The sequence below is a fragment of the Crossiella sp. SN42 genome (genome assembly GCF_023897065.1).
Lineage (GTDB): Bacteria > Actinomycetota > Actinomycetes > Mycobacteriales > Pseudonocardiaceae > Crossiella.
In genome coordinates, this window is record NZ_JAMHIV010000026.1 from 41,941 (window position 1) to 60,059 (window position 18,119).

An 18,119-nucleotide genomic window follows, 5' to 3' on the forward strand; every position below is an offset into this window, starting at 1 on the left:
CCCCAAGTGCGGTGGGGCCATCCTAAGGCGGTGAGCGCCACCGGGTCCGGGAAATACGAGCACGGGCTGCGCGGGATGCAGGAGCTGGCCGACGCGGTGTGGACACCGGGCAGCCGCTGGCACCCCGGCGAGCTGGCCTGGGCGCGGTCGCAGCACCTGGGCCGCGAGCCGGACTGGCCGACCCGGTTGTGGCGGCAAGGATCCACGGTGCTGGCCTGGGGCTGGGTGGACCTGCCGGGCACGCTCTACCTCCAGGTGCGGCCGGGGTCGGCGGAGCTGGTCGGCGAGGTGCTGGCCTGGGCGGAGTCAGTGGCCGCCGAGGCGCTGTCGGTGCTGGTGCTGGACCGGGAACGCCACCTGGTGGAAGGCCTGCGCGCCAACGGCTATGTCGAGTCCATTTCGGACGGTCCGTTCTTCCGGCGGATGGTCGGCGGCCTGGCCGAGACACCCGACGTGTTGCTGCCCAAGGGTTTCACCATCCGGGAGGCCACCGACCTGGCGGCCAGGACCGAGCTGCACCGGGCCGCCTGGCACCCCTCGCGGGTGACCCTGGCCGGCTACACCACCGTGACCAGGGCCTGGCTGTACCGGCGGGAGCTGGACCTGGTGGCGCACGCCCCGGACGGCACCCCGGCCGCCTACTGCCTGGGCTGGCTGGACTCGCGCGGCCGGGTCGGGGTGTTCGAGCCGGTGGGCACCGCGCCAGAGTTCCGGGGGCGCGGGCTGGGCCGGGCGGTGTGCCTGGCGGTGATGGCGCGGATGCGGGGGCTGGGCGCGGACACCGTCACCGTGCTGCCCCGCGGCGACGCCGCCTACCCGGTGCCGGCGCGGCTCTACGCCGGGCTGGGGCTGACGCCGATCGGCCGAACGGTGGTCTTCACCCGGGCGCGCTGAACCATTCCACGACTGGCGGCCGTTGGCCGGAGCATGAGCACCGCGTCGATCGCCGGAATCCTCGTCATGCTGCCCGCCCTGGTCGGGATCGCCATCCTGTGGCGGTGGAGCGCGCCCGGCCTGGCCGAGCCCAAACCCCTGCCCCAGCCCAGAGACCTGCTCGCCAAGGCCAGGGAGGCCGCGGAGCGGTTCACCCCGCAGCGCCGCGCGCCGATCGGCCCCCGGATCGGCGCGCACCGCAGCCGGGTGCCGCGGTACGCGCCGATGCCGACCATGCGGTCGGTGGCCGAGCTCCGCGCCAGGGAGGACGCGGACCACCTGTCCTACTACCCGAAACTGCGCCGGGACTAGCGGCGGAAGCGCCAGGTCTTGCTGTCGAAGGCGACGCAGATGCCCGGCGAGAGCACGACCACCCGCAGCGTGCCGTCCCGGAAGTCGTAGTCCACGCCCTCGACCTCGAAGTTCCCGGAACACCCGCTCTGCAGCGGCAACCGGCCCAGCTCCCGGACCACCCCCCGGACGTCCGCACCGCCCAGCGCGGCGTCCAGGTCGACCTGGAGCAGCTGCTTGCCCGGTCCGTCGGAGGCGCAGAGCAGCTGGGTGGCCGAGGTGAACTCGCAGCCCTGGATGTTGGTCACCGTGCGGTCCAGCCGGATCGCGAAGGCGTACGGCAGGTTCTTCCCCGGATCCGTCACGGCCACCCCGGGGTTGGGGAAGACCAGGAAGCGGTTCATCTCGCCCCACTCCCCCGACACCAGCCACCTGGCGTCGGGGGAGACGGCGGCGAAGGAGTTGTTGATCGCTTCCCAGGACTCCAGCTGGTGCACGTACTCCGCGCGCCTGCCGTCGGCGGTCTCCACCCGGAACATCTTGGCGCGCAAGGTGCTGCTCTGGTACGGCTCCACGTAGACGCCCTGCCGGGAGCCGGGGTCGCCGATGTGGTCCCAGCCCCTGGTGCGCACGTCCAGGGGGATGGTGCCGATGCCGGTGTAGCGGATGGATCCGTTGCCGTTGCGGATGATCGTGGCCAGGCCCTGGCTCTCATCCAGCGGCCGGGCGTGGTCGGAGCCGAGGGTCTTCCACGGGCCGACGTCGGCGGCGGCGGGCAGGGCGCCCAGTATCAGGGCGGTCAGCACGAACAGGGTGGTGGTGGCGCTGCGCAGGACGTTCCCGCGGGTCATGCTCGCTCCTGGGGGACGGAGGGGTGGCGCGGCGGAACCGGATCGGAGACTACCCGGTTCCGTTGCCCGCGGTCGAGCATGCCGCGGTCCAGCAGTCCCAAAGCGGCCGCGCGCAGCCCGGCCTGGAACCGGCTGGTGGCGCCGAGGGTGTCCATCAGCGCCCGGACGTGGCGTTGCGCGGTGCGCAGGCTGACGCCCAGGCGCAGCGCGATGGTCTTGTCGGTGAGCCCGGCGGCGAGCAGCTCCAGCACCCGCCAGTCGATGCCGGGGGTGGCGTGCTGGCCGGGCAGCGGGGCGGCGCGCTGCCAGCTGTGCTCGAACAGTGAGCGCAACCCGGTCAGCAGCGCCGAGGCCGAGACCAGCAGCGCGCTGTCGGTCTCCTGCCCGATGGCCACCGGCAGGATCGCCCACCGCCGGTCCACCAGCCCCAGCTTCGTCGGCAGCCCCGGCAGGACCCGGATCCGCTCACCCCGGGACCGCCTGCGGTGCAAGGCGTCCAGCACATGCGCACAGTCCACATAGGACGCGTCGTAGACGGTCCGGTAGACCACGCCCGCGGCCAGCGCGCTGCGCGCCTCCTCGTTGGCCGCGCCGGCCACGTAGGGCGGCCGCTCGAACTGGCAGACCTCGAACCGGGCGGCGCGCTGCAACCCGGCCCAGCGCCGCCCGATCGCGGCGTGCCCGCGCAGCAGCTCCACCGGCCCGTGGCTCTCCGAGTCGCCACTGGCCCGGTCGTAGAGGGTCATCAGCGCCGGGATGAGCGCGCGCACCCGGTGCAGTCGCTGGTGGTGGGAGACGATGTAGGACTCGATCGCCGAGTCCGGGGGCACCCGGGCCCACCGCCCGTCCGCGCCGACCACCAGCCCGGCCTGGTCGAGCAGGCCGAGCAGCGCGGCGGTGCGGTCGGGGTCGAGGCGGGCCGCGGCGGCCAGCTCGCCGGTGGTCCAGGACGGGCGGGTCAGCACGATCTCGTAGACGCGCTGTTGGTCGGCGGTGAGGCCGAGCACCTCCAACATGCCACACACTCCGAGGCAGGGGTACCTCGACATCTACCGCCCCGGGCGGCGGGCCAACACCCGCCGCCCGGAGGGTCACCCACCTACGCGGCGGCGGGTTCCCCAGCGGCGAAGGTCGCCCCGGCCAGCGTCCACGCGCCGTGGGCGGCGGCGTTGGTGGCCACGCCCATGACGTTGGCGGCGACGTTGGTGATGGTGTCGCAGCGCTGGTGGTAGCAGGGATCGCTGCCGCTGCCGATGCCGCCGACCGGGATGCCGACGCGGGAGAAGCTGGCGTGGTCGGAGCGGCCGCCGATGTTCATCGAGCGGGTCGGGATGCCCTTGCCGCGGAAGTATGCCTGGAACATCTGCGCGATGGCCGCGTTGTCGTTGTAGACGCCCCAGGTGGTGGTGTTGCGGGCGCCGACCATGTCGAAGTTGAGGTAGCTCTTGATCTTCGTGCGCTCGGCGGCGGGCAGGGAGTTGACGTAGTAGCGGGAGCCGATCAGGCCCAGCTCCTCCGCGCCCCACCAGCCGAACCGCAGCTTCTTCTGGGTGACCAGCTTCGCCCTGGACACCGCCAGCGCGGTCTCCAGCGCCGCGGCCGAGCCGGAGGCGTTGTCGTTCATGCCCGGCCCCGCGGTCACCGAGTCCAGGTGCGCGCCCAGGAAGACGATCTGGTTGGCGTCGCCGCTGGTCCAGTCGGCGGTGAGGTTCCAGCCGGTGGCGCCGTTGTGGGTGAAGGACTGCAGGGTGGTGCGGAACCCGGCGGCGTCCAGCTTGGCCTTGACGAAGTCCACCGAGGCCTTGTAGCCGGGCCTGCCGTGCGCCCTGGTGCCGCCGTTGCGGTCGGCGATCGCCTGGAACTCCCGCATGTGCGCCATCACGTTCTCGGCCGGAATATCCGGCGGCGCGGCATATATCGGCGAGTTGACTATGCTGGCGGTGCGGATATGGCCGAGGCTGGACTCCGCGCTCGCCGAGGGGGCCAGCGGAAGTCCCAGCAGGGCAACGGTGGTCAGCGCGGTGAGGGCTCGCGAGGCCGTCCTTGTCACGGGCATGAGCACGCTCCTTGGGTCCGGGAACCTACCGCCGCACGCTAGGTCGCCGGGCGCGGCGCACGGGCGGGCTGGCGCAGATGCGGTGCGGCACTGGCGCAATTACGTCGCGGCGGACCCCGAGGCGTTGCGCCGCAACAGACTTCCCGCTATGCGAACGCTTCTCGCCGCAGTGCTGGCCACCGCACTGCTGACCCCCGCCACCGCCACCGCCAACCCGGCTCCCACCGCCGCGGCCCCGGACATCCCGGTCGCCGCCGTGCAGGGCCACCTCGCCCGCTTCGACGCCATCGCCGCGGCCAACGGCGGCAACCGCGCGCACGGCCGCCCCGGCTACCGCGCCTCCATCGACCACGTCAAGTCCATTGTGGACAGTGCGGGCTTCCGCACCACCCTGCAACCCTTCACCTACCGCGGCGCCACCGGCTGGAACCTCATCGCGGACTGGCCGGGCGGCGACGAGAGCGACGTGCTGCTCACCGGCGCGCACCTGGACAGCGTCACCACCGCCCCCGGCGTCAACGACAACGGCTCCGGCTCGGCCGCCGTCCTGGAGGTCGCGCTGGCCGTGGCCAGGGAGAAACCGGCCACCAAGCGGCACCTGCGGTTCGCCTGGTGGGGCGCGGAGGAGCTGTGGATGATCGGCTCCGCGCACTACGTGAACACCCTGCCGGCCGCCGAGCGGGCCAAGATCAAGGCCTACCTTAACGTGGACATGATCGGCTCGGTGAACACCGCCTACTTCGTGCTCGACGGCGACCGCTACCCGGCGGGCTCGGTGGCGCTGGAACGCGCGCTCAAGGAGTACTACGCCCGGATCGGCGTGCCGGTGGAGGACCTGGACATGGGCGGACGTGGCGACCACGCCTCCTTCACCCGCCACCAGATCCCGGTCGGCGGCCCGTTCACCGGCGCCGAGGGCCGCAAGACCGCCGCCCAGGCCCGCAAGTGGGGCGGCACCGCGGGCGCGCCGTACGACCCCTGCTACCACCGGGCCTGCGACACCGCCCGCAACATCGACGCCACCGCGCTGGACCGCAACACCGACGCGGTCGCGCACGCGGTCTGGACCCTCGCCACCTGACCGGCCCGCCGCCGCTGCCACGTACAGTGGTCAACCGGCAGACCAGCAGCGGAACGGATTGAGCGGCGATGACGGCGAGTGTCGACGAGGAGATCGAGCAGACCGACGGCCCGGGGATCGACCCGGACCGGATGGCGATCTGCCTCCAGGTGCTGGCCGAGGTGGAGGAGCTGCCGACCGAGCACCCGGACGCGGTGGCCGTCCGCCGGGCCACCGCCGCGATCTTCAAGGACGTGCGCAAGCGCCGTCGCCAGGCCAAGCGGCAGGCGGTGGCCAAGGCCGACCGCGCGGTGACCGCGGCCACCGCCACCGGCTCGCCGGAGCGGATCGACGACGAGACCCGCGGCATCCCGCTGGTGTCCAACGCCGCCGGCGCCACCGCGGGCACGCTGATCCGCTCCCGGGCCTGCTACCACTGCAAACAGCGCTACCACGTGGTGGACGCCTTCTACCACCAGCTGTGCCCGCCGTGCGCGGCGCTGAACCGCTCCCGCCGGGACGCGCGCACCGACCTGACCGGGCGGCGCGCGCTGCTCACCGGCGGCCGCGCCAAGATCGGCATGTACATCGCGCTGCGGCTGCTCCGCGACGGCGCGCACACCACCATCACCACCCGCTTCCCCAACGACGCGGTGCGCCGCTTCGCCGCGATGGAGGACAGCGACGACTGGCTGCACCGGCTGCGCGTGGTCGGCATCGACCTGCGCGACCCGGCCCAGGTGGTCGCGCTGGCCGACTCGGTCGCCGAGCAGGGCCCCCTGGACATCCTCATCAACAACGCCGCGCAGACCGTGCGCCGCTCCCCCGGCTCCTACGCGCTGCTGGAGTCCGCCGAGTCCGCGCCGCTGCCCGCGGGCCCGCTGCCCGAGCTGATCACCTTCGGCCACACCAGTGACGCCCACCCCAAGGCGCTGGCCGGGTCACTGGCCGAGGCCAGCGTGCAGGCGCACAACCTGACCGCGCTGGCGCTGACCGCCGGTTCGGCCTCGATGGAGCGGGTGGCCGCGGACATCGCCATCGACGCCGGCGGCCTGGTGCCCGACCTCCAGGAGGTGAACAGCTGGACCCAGCGGGTGCACGAGGTGGACGCGCTGGAGATGCTGGAAGTCCAGCTGTGCAACCAGACCGCGCCGTTCATCCTGATCAGCAGGCTGCGCCCGGCGATGGCCTCGTCGACGGCGCGGCGCAAGTACGTGGTGAACGTCTCCGCGATGGAGGGCCAGTTCAGCCGCAAGTACAAGGGCCCCGGCCACCCGCACACGAACATGGCCAAGGCCGCGCTGAACATGCTCACCCGCACCAGCGCAGAGGAGATGCTGACCACCGACGGCATCCTGATGACCGCGGTGGACACCGGCTGGATCACCGACGAGCGCCCGCACCCGACCAAGATGCGCCTGGCCGAGGAGGGCTTCCACGCCCCGCTCGACCTGGTCGACGGCGCGGCCAGGGTCTACGACCCGATCGTGCGCGGCGAGGCGGGCGAGGACCTGTACGGCTGCTTCCTGAAGGACTACGCGCCCGCCGCGTGGTGAGTCAGCAGGGCAGCCGGTAGGCGAGCCACTCGTCGGCCACCACCAGCCCGGCCCCGGCCAGCGCCTCGGCCAGCACCGGGTCCTCCAGCTCGCGCACCACCAGCGTGGCCACCTCCAGCCGCGCCTGCTCGATCACCGCGACCAGCAGCACCAGCAGCTCGGCCGAGGTGGTGTCCCGGTGCACGACCAGCTCGACCTCGGCCGTCTCGTCGTCCACCAGCACCGCGGTGGCGAAGGCCTTGGGCTTGCCGTCGACGTCGCGCAGGTCCACGGTCAGGTACCCGGCCAGGTCGGCGCCGACCGCGTCGGCCACGTCGTCGACGGTCCACTCCCCGCCCAGCACGCCCGCGCACAGCGGCACGTACTCGGCCAGCTCGGCCTCGGTCGGCTCCACGGGCAGCTCTCGCACCGCGACCTCCGGCAACCCGGCGGGCGGCTGCCACCCGGCGAGCTCCAGCCGCCACACCCGCCCCAGCTCAGCCGCGGTCACCGCGTCCACCGCCGCCGCGGCCAGCCGGTCCAGCCGCCCCTCGGTGTCACACCAGCGCACCCCGGTGCACCCGGCCTCACGCGCCAGCTCCACCGCCGAGCGCACCAGCACCGCCAGCACCTCGACCTCGGCCGCCGAGCCCTCGCCGACCGCGCCGGCCACCCGCCGGGCCTCCCGCTCCACCAGGACCCACTGCAACCCGGCGTCGGTCTCCGGCAGCTCCGGCCAGAACAGCTCGGCCCAGCCCAGCAGGGTCTCTCCCCGCCGGGCCACCACCGCGCCCAGCAGGCCGCGGTCCTCTTCTTCGAGTTCCGGCTCCGGCTCACCGAGCTCGGTGAACATCTCGCGAACCAGCTTGAGGTCGATGTGCTCGTCCCGCCGGAGCTCGACGGTGAGCGCGGTGGCGTCAGTGGTCCCGGTGCTCATGCTTTCCCCGTTCGCCGTGCCTGGCGCGAAGGTACTGGCAGACCAGGCCCGCTGACCTGCGGAACCACCCGGTGGGGCGGTGAACGCAACCCGGTCGGCGGCGGGGTTCACTAGGTGAATGGGGTGACCGTGGGCAGCCGGTGATGGCGGTCGGCGAACTGCCACTCGTGCCACAGGTACACGTGCACCCCCATCACGTCCGCCACGATCTCGGCCACATGGCTGCGCACCGTGACCCCGCAGCGGTATGGGCACTCCATCACCAGCCGGACGTCGCCGGGCTCGGTGTCGGGGCGCCGTCGCTGGACCGGGATCGGTGGGCGGCGGGCTGGCTGGGACTTCTCGCTGGCCGGTGTCGGCTTGTTCGGGTTCCTCCCCATGCCCCAAACCTGGCCGGTGACTTTCGGGCAAGGCAGGTTCCGACTGCGTGACAGAGTCGCCGGTTTGCCGGACACGGGGGGACAGTGATGGGGTATGGCTAACACCCGTGGGAGTGAGTCCGATCCCACGAATGAGGTACGAGGAGAGAGTGGGGAGGTCACTCAATGAATCCGAAGAAGCACGAGATCCTGGACACCGGCAACTCAGGCACGCACTGACACCAGTCTCGGCGCGAGTGCGGCGCCGAAGTCCGTGGGGGACGGCCAGGGGCCGCCGTCCTCCGGCCACAGACGGGCACACTGGGAGAATGACCGAGGTGGGGGCGCTGGCCGACCGGTTGGTCGAGGTGCTGGCGACAGAAGATCCGCTCAACGACCTACTCGACGGGCAGCCCGGTTTCCAGGGGCTGCTCCCCCAGATCTCCGCGGCCGGTCAGGCGCGGACCGCGGCCGCGGCGGCCGATCTTGCCGCCGCCGCAACGGAACTGGCGGTATCCGGGCCGGACGCGGTCACCAGGGACGTCCTGGTGCAGCAGGCCGAGGCGGTCCGGACCCGATCCGAAACCCGGCTGGCCGAGCACACCCTCCTGGACCTGATGCACGCGCCCGCGGTGGTCGCGCTCAACCGGCTGCCCGCGGCCCGGCCCGCGACCGCCGAGCAGGAGGAGTTCTTCCTGGCCCGGATCGCCGGACTCCCAGACTTCCTCGCCCAGGCCGCCGACCGGCACCGCGAGGGCGTGGCCTCCGGCCGGCTCCCGGTGGCCCGTTCCCTGCGCACGCTCACCGGGCTGCTGGAGAACTACCTCGCCCACCCCGGCCAAGATCCGCTGACCCAGGCGCCGCTGACCGGCGACCGCACCGCCCGGCGGGAACGACTGCTGGCCGAGGAGGTCCGCCCCGCGGTCGCCGCCTACCGGGCCACCCTCCAGGAGATCACCGGCCGCCCCGACGAACAGCCGGGCCTGTGCTGGCTGCCCGACGGCGAGGCGAACTACACCGCGCTGGCCCGCATGCACACCACCACCGAACGCACCCCGGCCGAGCTGCACGCCGAGGGCCTGCGCCTGCTCGCGGACCTGGAGGCGGAGTTCGCGCGGCTGGGCGGGCCGCTGTTCGGGGTGCGCACCGGGGCCGAGGTGCGGGCGCGGCTGCGCACCGATCCGGCGCTGAAGCTGCGGGACGGGGCCGAGCTGCTCGCGCTGTCCCGGGCGGCCATGGACCGGGCCGAGGCCGCCGCGCCGCGCTGGTTCGGCCGGATGCCGGGGCACCGCTGCGAGCTGCGCGAGACGCCGCCGGACAAGGCGCCCACCGCCTCCACCGCCGCCTACCTGCCGCCGCCACTGGACGGCTCCCGGCCGGGCATCTACTACGCCAACACCTACCGGGTCACCGAGCGGGACCGCTGCGTGACCGAGGCCAACGCCTTCCACGAGGCGGTGCCCGGCCACCACTTCCAGCTGGGCCTGGCCGCCGAGCTGACCGGCCTGCCCGCGCTGCGCCGGGTGGCCTGGGTGAACGCCTACATGGAGGGCTGGGCGCTCTACTGCGAGCACCTGGCCGAGGAGATGGGCCTGTACTCCGGCGACCTGATGCGGCTGGGCGCGCTGGCCAACACGGCCATGCGCGCGGCGCGGCTGGTGGTGGACACCGGGCTGCACGCCTTCGGCTGGCCGCGCGCCCGGGTGGTGGCCTTCCTGCGCGAGCACACCGCGATGACCGAGGTGGAGATCGCCTCGGAGACCGACCGCTACATCGAGACCCCCGGCCAGGCCCTGTCCTACCTGGTCGGCCGGATGGAGTTCCAGCGGCTGCGGGCCCGCGCCGAGCGGGAGCTGGGCGCGGACTTCGACATCCGCGGCTTCCACGACCTGGTGCTCGGCGGCGGCCCGCTGCCGCTGACCGTGCTGGACCGGGTGGTGGACGACTGGCTGAAGGTCGTGTCTCGCGGGTCTCGCACGCGATCGCCGGGCCCAGCCCGTTCCTGACGGCGGTGCCGAGACGGCCAAGTACGCCCGGTACGAGGCCGCCTCGGCGCCACCGTCAGGAACGACCTGGACTCCGGCGCTCACGCACGAGACCCGCGAGACACGACCTACGTCCGGGGGGCCAGCCGGCAGTTGAAGTGCCGCAGCAGCGGCGGGTTGTGCGTGAGCCGGTAGCCGGGCACCCGCTCGGGGTCCTTGGCGATCTCGGCCAGGACCTCGCCCACGTACTCCAGGTGGCTCTGGGTGTAGACCCGGCGCGGGATGGCCAGCCGCACCAGCTCGTACGGGGCGGCCTTGGTCAGCTCGTCCTGCTCGTCGAACTCGCCGAGGTAGAGCGAGCCCAGCTCGGCGGCCCGGATGCCGCCGCGCCGGTACAGCTCCAGGGCCAGCGCGTGCCCGGGGAAGGAGCTGGGGGGCAGGTGGGTGAGCAGACGGCCGGCGTTGAGGTAGATGGCGTGGATCCCGGCAGGCTGCACGATGGACACGCCGCCGGCCACCGCCAGCTCGCCGAGGTGGCGGGACTGTTCGGCGCGGGCGCGCAGGTAGTCCGGTTCGGTCACCTCGCGCAGGCCCTGGGCCAGCATGTCCAGGTCCCGCCCGGCCAGGCCGCCGTAGGTGCGGAAGCCCTCGGTGGCGATCAGCAGCAGCTCGCAGCGCCCGGCCAGCTCGGGGTCGCGCACCGCGAGCAGGCCGCCCATGTGCACGATGCCGTCCTTCTTCAGGCTGGCCACGCACCCGTCGGCCAGCGCGAAGGCCTCCCGCGCCACCTCACGCGGACTGCGGTGCTCATAGCCGGGTTCCCGCTGGGTGACCAGCCAGGCGTTCTCGGCGAAGCGGGCCGCGTCCAGGAAGTAGGGCACCCCGTGCGCGCGGCACAGCGCCGCGGCGGCCTTGAGGTTGGCCATGGACACCGGCTGCCCGCCGCCGCCGTTGTTGGTGATGGTCATGATCACCAGGCCGACCGGGGTGCCGTCGGTGAGCACCCGCTCCAGGGCCTCCAGGTCGATGTCGCCCTTGAACGGGGCCGGCTCGTCCAGGTCCTTGGCCGCCGGGCCGGGCAGGTCCAGCGCGGTGCAGCCGAGCAGCTCCACGTTGGCCCTGGTGGTGTCGAAGTGCGTGTTGCTGACGCTGACCTGGCCCGGCTTGAGCAGCGCGGTGAACAGGATCCGCTCGGCCGCGCGGCCCTGGTGCACCGGCCACAGGTGCGGGTAGCCGGTCAGCTCCTCGACCACCTCCTTGAACCGGAAGAAGGAGCGCGCCCCGGCATAGGACTCATCGCCCAGCGCCGAGGCGGCCTGCTGGGCCGCGGACAGCGCGCCGGTGCCGGAGTCGCTGAGCAGGTCGATGGTGACCACGTCGGCGGGCAGGTTGAACTGGTTGTACCCGGCCTCGACCAGCGCGGCCTCGCGCTGTTCCGGCGTGGTGATCGGGATCGGCTCCACGACCTTGATCCGGTAGGGCTCCATCAGCGGCATACGGGGTGGCTCCGCTCTTTCTTCAGGATGCGAGGGACTCCGGGCGCGGCGGGGTGACCGCGTAGCTTTCGGCCGAGAGGTACACGGTGAGCCCGGTGTGCGGGCGGCCCGTGCGCAGGGACAGGTGCGGGATGAGGCCGACGCCCTCGTTGAGCGGGCGGCGGGCCAGCACGGCCAGCGCCCGGTCCAGCAGCGCCCGATCGAGGCCGTGCCCTGCCAGCAGCGCGTGCGCCCTGGCCAGCGCGACCTCGTCGTCCTCGGCGTAGTCGCGCACCGGGAGGTAGACGGAGAACCCGCTGGCCCGGTCGGTGTCCCCGGCCAGGAAGCTCAGGCTGGAGATCAGCGGCCGCCCGGTGAAGCGGCCCCGGTGGCCGCCGGCGATCGCGGTGAACTCGCGGATCTGCTCCTCCTCCACCTGCCGGGCCGCGCCCGCCGTGCGCAGCAGCTGGGCCAGGTCGCCGTCGTGGTGGGAGAGGTAGACCTTGACCCTGGGGTCGGGCTGGGTGTGCAGGTCGATGGAGAAGAAGGAGTAGCGGTCCAGCTCGTCGCCGGGGCGCAGCCGCCGCCGGAGGTTGGGGTAGGCGCCGCCGAAGCCGAGCCGGGCCAGCCCGGCCTCGACCAGCTCGCCCGCGACGGCACGGCCGCGGACCTCCGGGTTGAAGTAGATCTTGAACGCCGGCGGCAGGCCGGGGCGCAGCACCACCGACCACCACCAGGCGAAGCGGCCCTGCGGGTGCTCGGGCAGGAACAGCTCGGCCACCGCCTCGAAGGCGGCCAGGGAGAAGCCGTAGCGCCGGGCCAGCCGGGGTAACAGCTGCTGAGCTGCGCAAACGTTTGCTTCGATGGACGCGCCCTCGCCGAGGGTTTCCAGCAGCAGGCGCACCGCGGGGCGGCCCGCCCGGTCGACGGCGAGGGAGAACTCGACCGGGGTGTGGTCGTCGGCGACATCGGAGGGCCAGGCGGGCGGTTGCCCGATCGGCCGGTCGCCACCGGGTCCGAGCATTTCCCGCACGAGGTCGGCGTATTCTTCGGCCGCATTTGTGGAATGGGAAAGACCGACCGCCCGGCAGAGCTCGCTGGTTAGTCCGGAAATGTCGTCAGCCAGCGAGAGCGTTGCCTTGCCCATCTGACTCCGTATCGTCGTTACGACACCGACGGCTGATCAACTTAGCCGAGCGGAGATCACGACGACACCGCTCTCCCAGTGACCGTGGCGAACTGCTGCAAGTTACGGAACGCACATCTCAGTGCGGCCGGGCATGACCGGCGGACGCCGCGCGCCCGCCGTTCGTGCACAGGTCAGAGATCACACGACTACCCACCGTTGCCCGGACTGACCAGTTCCGCGTCGTCGCCCGCCGACTCGGCCAACCGGGCGAGCACGTGCTCGACCAGGGTCACCAGCGCGTCCTTGCTGGACTCGCGCTGGCGCGCGTCGACCATGAGCACCGGCACGTCCGGGTTGAGCACCAGCGCCTTGCGGATCTCTTCCGGCTCGTAGCTGTGCGCGCCCTCGAAACAGTTGACCGCGACCACGAACGGGATTTTCCGGCGCTCGAAGAAATCGACCGAGGGAAACGAGCTGTCCAGCCGTCGGGTGTCCACCAGGACAATCGCGCCAATCGCGCCATTGGCCAGTTCGTCCCACATGAACCAGAACCGGTTCTGGCCGGGTGTGCCGAAGAGGTAGAGCACGATCTCGGTGTTGATGCTGATCCGGCCGAAGTCCAGCGCGACCGTGGTGGTGGTCTTGCCCTCGACCCCGGCCAGGTCGTCGACGTCCTCGCCCGCCTCGGTCAGCAGCTCCTCGGTGCTCAGCGGGGGGATCTCGCTGACCGAGCTGACCAGCGTGGTCTTCCCCGCCCCGAAACCGCCGGCGACCAGCACCTTCACCGAGGTGGGGATCACCAGCTCGGCCTGCGGGTCAGATCCTGCGGACACCATCGAGCACCGCCTCCAATAGGTTCCTACTCGGTCGTTCCACGGCCCCGGCGTACCGGGTGACCACGTCGCCGCGTTCGATCAGGTCGCTGACCAGGACCTTGACCACGATGAGCGGCACATCGATATAGGCGGCGACCTCGGCGACCGACAGGGGGTGCCTGCACAGGTCGATGATGGAGAACTGCTCCGGGGTCAGGGTCTGCAGGTCGTTGTCGGTCAGCACGCTCACGATCTGGGTGGCCAGGTCCAGCTCGGTGTTGCCCGGCCTGGTCCGGCCCCTGGTCATCGCGTACGGCCGCACCAGCGGACCGGCCGCCTCGTCGAACCAGTGCGCTTCCTCGTCCACTGGCATGCGCTCAGCTCCTCGGGGGGTTGGCGGCGGCGGTTTCCCGTGGGGCTGAGCTGAGGTAGACGCCCACCTGCTTGACCAGCAGGTTCATCTCGTAGGCGATCATGCCGACGTCGGCGGTCTCCTCGGCCAGCAGCGCCAGGCAGGCGCCCCGCCCGGCCGCGGTGACGAAGAGGTAGGCGTGCTCCATCTCCACGATGGTCTGGCGCACGGCGCCACCGCCGAAGTGCCTGCCGGTGCCGCGGGCCAGGCTCTGGAAGGCCGAGGCCATCGCGGAGAGGTGCTCGGAGTCATCCTTGGACAGGTCCTGCGAACGGCCGATCAGCAGGCCGTCGGAGGAGAGCACGACCGCGTGCCGGACCCCGACGGTCCGCTGCACCAGCTCGTCCAGCAGCCAGTTCAGATCGGTGTTCCGAGAAGCCTTGTCGCTCATGCTGGGCTGACCTTCTTCGTCGAGGCCGACGTCGGGCGGGCGGCGGCCATTGATCATCCTGGGAATGGGTCTGCGTCGCGTCCCTCGCGGGTCCCGCGCTGGAAGGCGGCCATGGTGTCGCGAACCTGCTCCGGCGAGCGTCCCGTGGTGGCCGGGACCTCGTTCTCACCGGTGTCGGCGGCGCCGGAGTCAGCGAGCAGCTGCGGTGCCAGGTTCTGCTGCGGCCGGCGGACCGGCAGCGCGGGCCGTTCTCCCGTGGGCGCACCGGTGCGGGCCGCTGGGGAGCTGGCGCCACGGACATCGCCCGCGGTGCCGTTGCGGGCATCCGCCCTGGTGCCGTTGCGGTCATCTGCCGCGGTGGCGGCGCGGGCGTTGACCACCGGGATCTCCCCCGTGGTGGCGTTGCGGTCGACCCCGGCCGGCACCTGGGGCTGCTGCCCGGTCGGCGTGTTGTGCGTGAGCAGTGGCGCGTGGGTGAGCAGCGCGCCCGGCCCGGTCTGCTCCAGCGGGAGCCCGCCGGTGCGCTCGGCAGGCTGTTCCGGCGGGGCCAGTTCCTCGTGCTGGTAGCGGTCCTCCGGGGTCGAGGGCTTCTCCTCCTGGATGCTGGCGAAGGTCGCCCCGCCGAGCAGGTTGATCGAACGGCCGGGGGTGTCCTCGCCGCTGCTGAGCGGGTCGGCCCAGAAGCTGTGCAGGTCCCGGCCGGGGCGGTCGTGCTCACCCTCGGCCTGCTCGTCGTCGTCCACCTGGTCTTCTTCTGCCGCGCGCTGCTGGTGGACCGGTCCGAGCGGCGTGCGAACGGGTTTTCCCGAGCTGGTCGCCCGCTCCCGCTTGGTCAGTTCGCGCAGGGTGTCCTCGGAGAGCTGGGTGCGCACGTCGGAGGCGAGGATCTCATTCGGCACCAGGATGACCGCCCTGGTGCCGCCGTAGGGCGAGTCGCGCAGCTCGACCCGCACGCCCAGGCGCAGCGCGAGCCGGGCGACCACGAACAGGCCGAGCCGGGAGTCGCCCTTGAGCGCCATCGCGTCGAACTCCGGCGGGTCGGCCAGCATCGCGTTGGCCCGGTCCCGGTCCTCCTCGCTCATGCCCAGGCCGTGGTCCTCGACCTCGACCACGACGCCCTTGGCCGCGATCGAGCCGTGCACCTGCACCTGGGAGCGCGGCGGGGAGAAGGAGGTGGCGTTGTCCACCAGCTCGGCGACCAGGTGGATGGTGTCGGCCACCGCGGAGCCGATGACCGCGGCGTCCGGGATCCGCTGCAGGCGGACGCGGGCGTAGTGCTCGGTCTCGGAGATGGCCGCGCGCAGCACGTCGACCAGCCGGATCGGCTTGCGCCAGCGGCGGCCGGGCTGCTCGCCGCCGAGGATGATCAGGTTCTCCGCGTTGCGGCGGGCCCGGGTGGCCAGGTGGTCGAGCTGGAAGAGGCCCTCGATCTGCTCGGGGTCCTCCTCGTGCCGCTCCATCCGGTCCAGGATCTTCAGCTGCCGGTGCACCAGGGCCTGGTTGCGGTGGGCGATGCCGAGGAAGACGTTGTTGACGCCCTCGCGGGCCTGGGCTTCCTGCACGGCCGCGGCGACCGCGGTGAGCTGGGCGGCGTTGAAGGCGCGGGCCACCTGGCCGATCTCGTCCCGGCCGTAGTCCAGGTCGGGCACCTCGACCGAGACGTCCACCGGCTCGCCCTTGCGCAGGCGGCGGACGATGTCGGGCAGCCGTTCGTGCGCGAGCTCCAGCGCGTCCCGCCGCAGGCTGTCCAGGCGCACCACCAGCGCCCGGTCCACCAGTTTCCGGGAGACCTTGAGCGCGACCATGATCGCCACCACGGCCAGGATGAGCGCGATGAGCGAGCCGATGAGCGCGTTGGTCAGCGAGTCGGCGCCGTCCTGCAATGCCCGGCCGGAGACCAGCTCGGCCTGCTGGATGGTGAGCTTGGCCAGCTGGTCGGCCACGCCGACGGTCAGCCGCTGCCACTCCTCCTCGCTGATACTCACCGCGCCCTGGCTGCCCCGGCCGCTGCGGGCGACCCACGGGCCGTTGCTGATCAGGGCGTTCTCAACCTCGGCGAGCCTTTTCCAGGAATCGCTGTCGCGCAACTGGCGATAACTGTCCTGGACCTCCTGACGAGCAAAGGGGATTGCGCTCTCCAGCTCGGAGTGGTATGCGCTGACCAGGTTGGTGAACTCAAGGTGGTCGGCCGCCGGAAGGCTACCGGTGGCGATGGCGCCGGCCATCAGCGAACCGGCCCTGGACATGCGGTCACCGGACCGGAAAATTGCCGTCGCGCCGATACCGCCCTGGGTGGAGGTGACATCGGGCACGATACGGGCCTGGGTGTCGAACAACCGGGCGGCGGAATCCAGCAGCCGGTTGTAGAAGGCGTAGACCTGCGCCTTGTCGATACCGGAGGACTCGATCCTGGTGCGAATCCGGGGCAGCTCCTCCAGCAGGGAGTTGAGCTGGTTGATGCGGTCGACCACCGCGGGCGGGGCGTTGCTCACCACCGGCGGCAGGGCGGCCTTCATGACCCCGAGCGCCTCGTCGGTCTGCTGCTGCACCATGCGCAGCTCGGTGGTCAGCCCCGTGGCGGGTTTGCCCAGGTAGACCATGCCGAGCTGGCGTTCTTTCTGGGCCGAGGCGAGCGCGTTGACCGCGGGGATGGACACCGCGCGCACACCGGCGGCGACCTCACGCAGGTAGTACCCGTCGAAGATCAGGTAGGACGAGCCGGACACCCACATGACGAGCAGGGCCACACTCGGGATCAGCACGGCGCCGGTCAGCCGTGTCCTGATCGACCGGTGGCTCTTCTGAGAACCGCTTTCTTCCGAGCTCACGACGCTCCACTGCTTGTGAAAGACCACCCCGGGAAACCGCGGCGGAAATTCACCGCGCCGCTATCCACCAGGGGAAGTTGGACCGGAGGGGACGGTAACGAGTTCCTGGTTGAATACGACACCTTCCATACCGAGGAGTTCTCCCGCCCAAGCGCGGGGAGATTAACACGGACGCTGGCTTCGTTACCAGCCCCAACGAATGCGCATTAACGCAGAAGACGCGAAACCTTACCAGCGCGAGCACCCGCAAGCCCAGACCCGATTGACGGGGATTGGACTGTAAGTGCCGTCACCTGCGCTTTTTCCGCGAGTAACCTACCTCACTCCAGGTCATCACCCGACCCCGGCCCGTGTCGATCACCACCAAGGTCCCCCGGACGGCGGTCGCGCCCCGCCCAGGGGCCCTACTCACCCGGCTCGGCCGCCGATGCCCGAACGGGCGCTAGCACAATGCGCAGGACGCGAGCGTGACCACGATCACGAACCAAGAGAGAATCACCACCGGCTGTTCTCCACACCCTTTCCGAATAAAACGTGAGCAGTTTTCAAGTCTCTTTGCGAGGATCCCGCACCATGAAGTCCGTCATCCGCCACATCACCGTCAACTGCGCCCCACCCCTGGAGCCCTACACCCTGGCCGAGTTCTGGAGCGCCACCCTCGGCCACCCGATCCACCCCGACGACACCCCGGGCGACGACGAGGTCCTGATCGAGCTCCCCGACTCCCCCGGCCTGCTCTTCATCCGGGTCCCCGACCCCAAGTCCCCCACCACCCGCAACCGCCTGCACCTCGACCTCCAGCCAGAACAACCAAGAGACGAAGAGGTCACCCGCCTCCTGACCCTGGGCGCCACCTTCGTCGACGACCAGCGCACCGAAGACGGCCGAGGCTGGGTGGTCCTGGCCGACCCAGCAGGCAACGAGTTCTGCGTCGAACGCAGCGATGCGGAACGCACCACGCCGTAGCCCGCACACCGTCCGGCCCGCCACCCGGCCCGCCCGATGCCCAGCCCGCACACCGCCCAAGCCGGCCGCCTCTGTCGGCTGCCTGGGCGCCCGCTG

17 protein-coding genes are annotated in these 18,119 nt (G+C 71.8%); 6 read left to right on the forward strand and 11 right to left on the reverse strand.

Annotated features, from left to right (window positions below; genetic code table 11):
* Positions 1–30: 30 nt before the first annotated feature.
* Positions 31–894, forward strand: coding sequence for a GNAT family N-acetyltransferase (locus M8C13_RS45570; protein ID WP_252483886.1), 864 nt, complete (start codon positions 31–33; stop codon positions 892–894).
* A gap of 33 nt (positions 895–927) precedes the next feature.
* Positions 928–1,245 carry a hypothetical protein gene (locus M8C13_RS28920; RefSeq protein WP_252483887.1) on the forward strand — a complete coding sequence of 106 codons (318 nt, stop codon included), beginning with the start codon at positions 928–930 and terminating at the stop codon, positions 1,243–1,245.
* Here M8C13_RS28920 and M8C13_RS28925 read toward each other — a convergent pair.
* The 3 genes from M8C13_RS28925 to M8C13_RS28935 form a co-directional block, all read right to left on the reverse strand.
* Complete coding sequence (locus M8C13_RS28925) at positions 1,242–2,075, reverse strand: hypothetical protein (protein ID WP_252483888.1); 834 nt, start codon at positions 2,073–2,075, stop codon at positions 1,242–1,244. The genes M8C13_RS28920 and M8C13_RS28925 overlap by 4 nt on opposite strands.
* A complete protein-coding gene (locus M8C13_RS28930; RefSeq protein ID WP_252483889.1) occupies positions 2,072–3,091 on the reverse strand; it encodes a helix-turn-helix transcriptional regulator in 1,020 nt (339 codons plus the stop codon). The genes M8C13_RS28925 and M8C13_RS28930 overlap by 4 nt, the downstream gene beginning before the upstream one ends.
* An 83-nt stretch (positions 3,092–3,174) precedes the next feature.
* On the reverse strand, positions 3,175–4,131 hold the full coding sequence (locus M8C13_RS28935; RefSeq protein WP_252483890.1) for a M28 family peptidase: 957 nt from the start codon (positions 4,129–4,131) through the stop codon (positions 3,175–3,177).
* Positions 4,132–4,279: 148 nt separating this feature from the next.
* On the opposite strand from M8C13_RS28935, the gene M8C13_RS28940 reads away from it, so the two are divergent.
* Both M8C13_RS28940 and M8C13_RS28945 read left to right on the forward strand, forming a co-directional pair.
* Positions 4,280–5,212 carry a M28 family metallopeptidase gene (locus M8C13_RS28940; RefSeq protein ID WP_252483891.1) on the forward strand — a complete coding sequence of 311 codons (933 nt, stop codon included), beginning with the start codon at positions 4,280–4,282 and terminating at the stop codon, positions 5,210–5,212.
* Positions 5,213–5,280: 68 nt separating this feature from the next.
* Positions 5,281–6,747, forward strand: coding sequence for an SDR family oxidoreductase (locus M8C13_RS28945; protein WP_252483892.1), 1,467 nt, complete (start codon positions 5,281–5,283; stop codon positions 6,745–6,747).
* Between the two features lies 1 nt (position 6,748).
* Here M8C13_RS28945 and M8C13_RS28950 read toward each other — a convergent pair whose 3' ends face one another.
* Positions 6,749–7,663, reverse strand: a complete 915-nt coding sequence (locus tag M8C13_RS28950; protein ID WP_252483893.1) for a hypothetical protein — start codon at positions 7,661–7,663, stop codon at positions 6,749–6,751.
* Positions 7,664–7,773: 110 nt separating this feature from the next.
* Entirely contained in the window at positions 7,774–8,043 is a 270-nt protein-coding gene (locus tag M8C13_RS28955; protein WP_252483894.1) for a hypothetical protein, read from the reverse strand.
* A gap of 308 nt (positions 8,044–8,351) precedes the next feature.
* Here M8C13_RS28955 and M8C13_RS28960 point away from each other — a divergent pair, with 308 nt between their 5' ends.
* On the forward strand, positions 8,352–10,028 hold the full coding sequence (locus M8C13_RS28960) for a DUF885 family protein (protein ID WP_252483895.1): 1,677 nt from the start codon (positions 8,352–8,354) through the stop codon (positions 10,026–10,028).
* 107 nt (positions 10,029–10,135) lie between these two features.
* Here M8C13_RS28960 and M8C13_RS28965 read toward each other — a convergent pair whose 3' ends face one another.
* From M8C13_RS28965 to M8C13_RS28990, 6 genes are all read right to left on the reverse strand, one after another.
* A complete protein-coding gene (locus M8C13_RS28965; RefSeq protein WP_252483896.1) occupies positions 10,136–11,503 on the reverse strand; it encodes a tryptophanase in 1,368 nt (455 codons plus the stop codon).
* Positions 11,504–11,525: 22 nt separating this feature from the next.
* Complete coding sequence (locus tag M8C13_RS28970; protein ID WP_308202873.1) at positions 11,526–12,515, reverse strand: tryptophan dimethylallyltransferase family protein; 990 nt, start codon at positions 12,513–12,515, stop codon at positions 11,526–11,528.
* Positions 12,516–12,817: 302 nt separating this feature from the next.
* Positions 12,818–13,447 carry an ATP/GTP-binding protein gene (locus tag M8C13_RS28975; protein ID WP_252483897.1) on the reverse strand — a complete coding sequence of 210 codons (630 nt, stop codon included), beginning with the start codon at positions 13,445–13,447 and terminating at the stop codon, positions 12,818–12,820.
* Positions 13,428–13,799 (reverse strand): DUF742 domain-containing protein, encoded by a 372-nt coding sequence (locus M8C13_RS28980; protein ID WP_252483898.1) that lies wholly within the window; start codon positions 13,797–13,799, stop codon positions 13,428–13,430. Before M8C13_RS28980 ends, M8C13_RS28975 begins: the two co-directional genes overlap by 20 nt.
* Before the next feature lie 4 nt (positions 13,800–13,803).
* Positions 13,804–14,229 carry a roadblock/LC7 domain-containing protein gene (locus tag M8C13_RS28985; RefSeq protein WP_252483899.1) on the reverse strand — a complete coding sequence of 142 codons (426 nt, stop codon included), beginning with the start codon at positions 14,227–14,229 and terminating at the stop codon, positions 13,804–13,806.
* Positions 14,230–14,282: 53 nt separating this feature from the next.
* Positions 14,283–17,057, reverse strand: coding sequence for a nitrate- and nitrite sensing domain-containing protein (locus tag M8C13_RS28990; RefSeq protein WP_252483900.1), 2,775 nt, complete (start codon positions 17,055–17,057; stop codon positions 14,283–14,285).
* Positions 17,058–17,630: 573 nt separating this feature from the next.
* Between M8C13_RS28990 and M8C13_RS28995 the strand changes: the two genes are divergently transcribed.
* Positions 17,631–18,023 carry a VOC family protein gene (locus M8C13_RS28995; RefSeq protein WP_252483901.1) on the forward strand — a complete coding sequence of 131 codons (393 nt, stop codon included), beginning with the start codon at positions 17,631–17,633 and terminating at the stop codon, positions 18,021–18,023.
* Positions 18,024–18,119 lie beyond the last annotated feature (96 nt).

Bases quoted from the DNA above. Each gene is read 5' to 3' on its own strand.
- M8C13_RS28920 (WP_252483887.1), top strand. From the start codon at position 928: ATGAGCACCGCGTCGATCGCCGGAATCCTCGTCATGCTGCCCGCCCTG.
- M8C13_RS28925 (WP_252483888.1), bottom strand. From the start codon at position 2,075: ATGACCCGCGGGAACGTCCTGCGCAGCGCCACCACCACCCTGTTCGTG.
- M8C13_RS28930 (WP_252483889.1), bottom strand. From the start codon at position 3,091: ATGTTGGAGGTGCTCGGCCTCACCGCCGACCAACAGCGCGTCTACGAG.
- M8C13_RS28935 (WP_252483890.1), bottom strand. From the start codon at position 4,131: ATGCCCGTGACAAGGACGGCCTCGCGAGCCCTCACCGCGCTGACCACC.
- M8C13_RS28940 (WP_252483891.1), top strand. From the start codon at position 4,280: ATGCGAACGCTTCTCGCCGCAGTGCTGGCCACCGCACTGCTGACCCCC.
- M8C13_RS28945 (WP_252483892.1), top strand. From the start codon at position 5,281: ATGACGGCGAGTGTCGACGAGGAGATCGAGCAGACCGACGGCCCGGGG.
- M8C13_RS28950 (WP_252483893.1), bottom strand. From the start codon at position 7,663: ATGAGCACCGGGACCACTGACGCCACCGCGCTCACCGTCGAGCTCCGG.
- M8C13_RS28955 (WP_252483894.1), bottom strand. From the start codon at position 8,043: ATGGGGAGGAACCCGAACAAGCCGACACCGGCCAGCGAGAAGTCCCAG.
- M8C13_RS28960 (WP_252483895.1), top strand. From the start codon at position 8,352: ATGACCGAGGTGGGGGCGCTGGCCGACCGGTTGGTCGAGGTGCTGGCG.
- M8C13_RS28965 (WP_252483896.1), bottom strand. From the start codon at position 11,503: ATGCCGCTGATGGAGCCCTACCGGATCAAGGTCGTGGAGCCGATCCCG.
- M8C13_RS28975 (WP_252483897.1), bottom strand. From the start codon at position 13,447: ATGGTGTCCGCAGGATCTGACCCGCAGGCCGAGCTGGTGATCCCCACC.
- M8C13_RS28980 (WP_252483898.1), bottom strand. From the start codon at position 13,799: ATGCCAGTGGACGAGGAAGCGCACTGGTTCGACGAGGCGGCCGGTCCG.
- M8C13_RS28985 (WP_252483899.1), bottom strand. From the start codon at position 14,229: ATGAGCGACAAGGCTTCTCGGAACACCGATCTGAACTGGCTGCTGGAC.
- M8C13_RS28995 (WP_252483901.1), top strand. From the start codon at position 17,631: ATGAAGTCCGTCATCCGCCACATCACCGTCAACTGCGCCCCACCCCTG.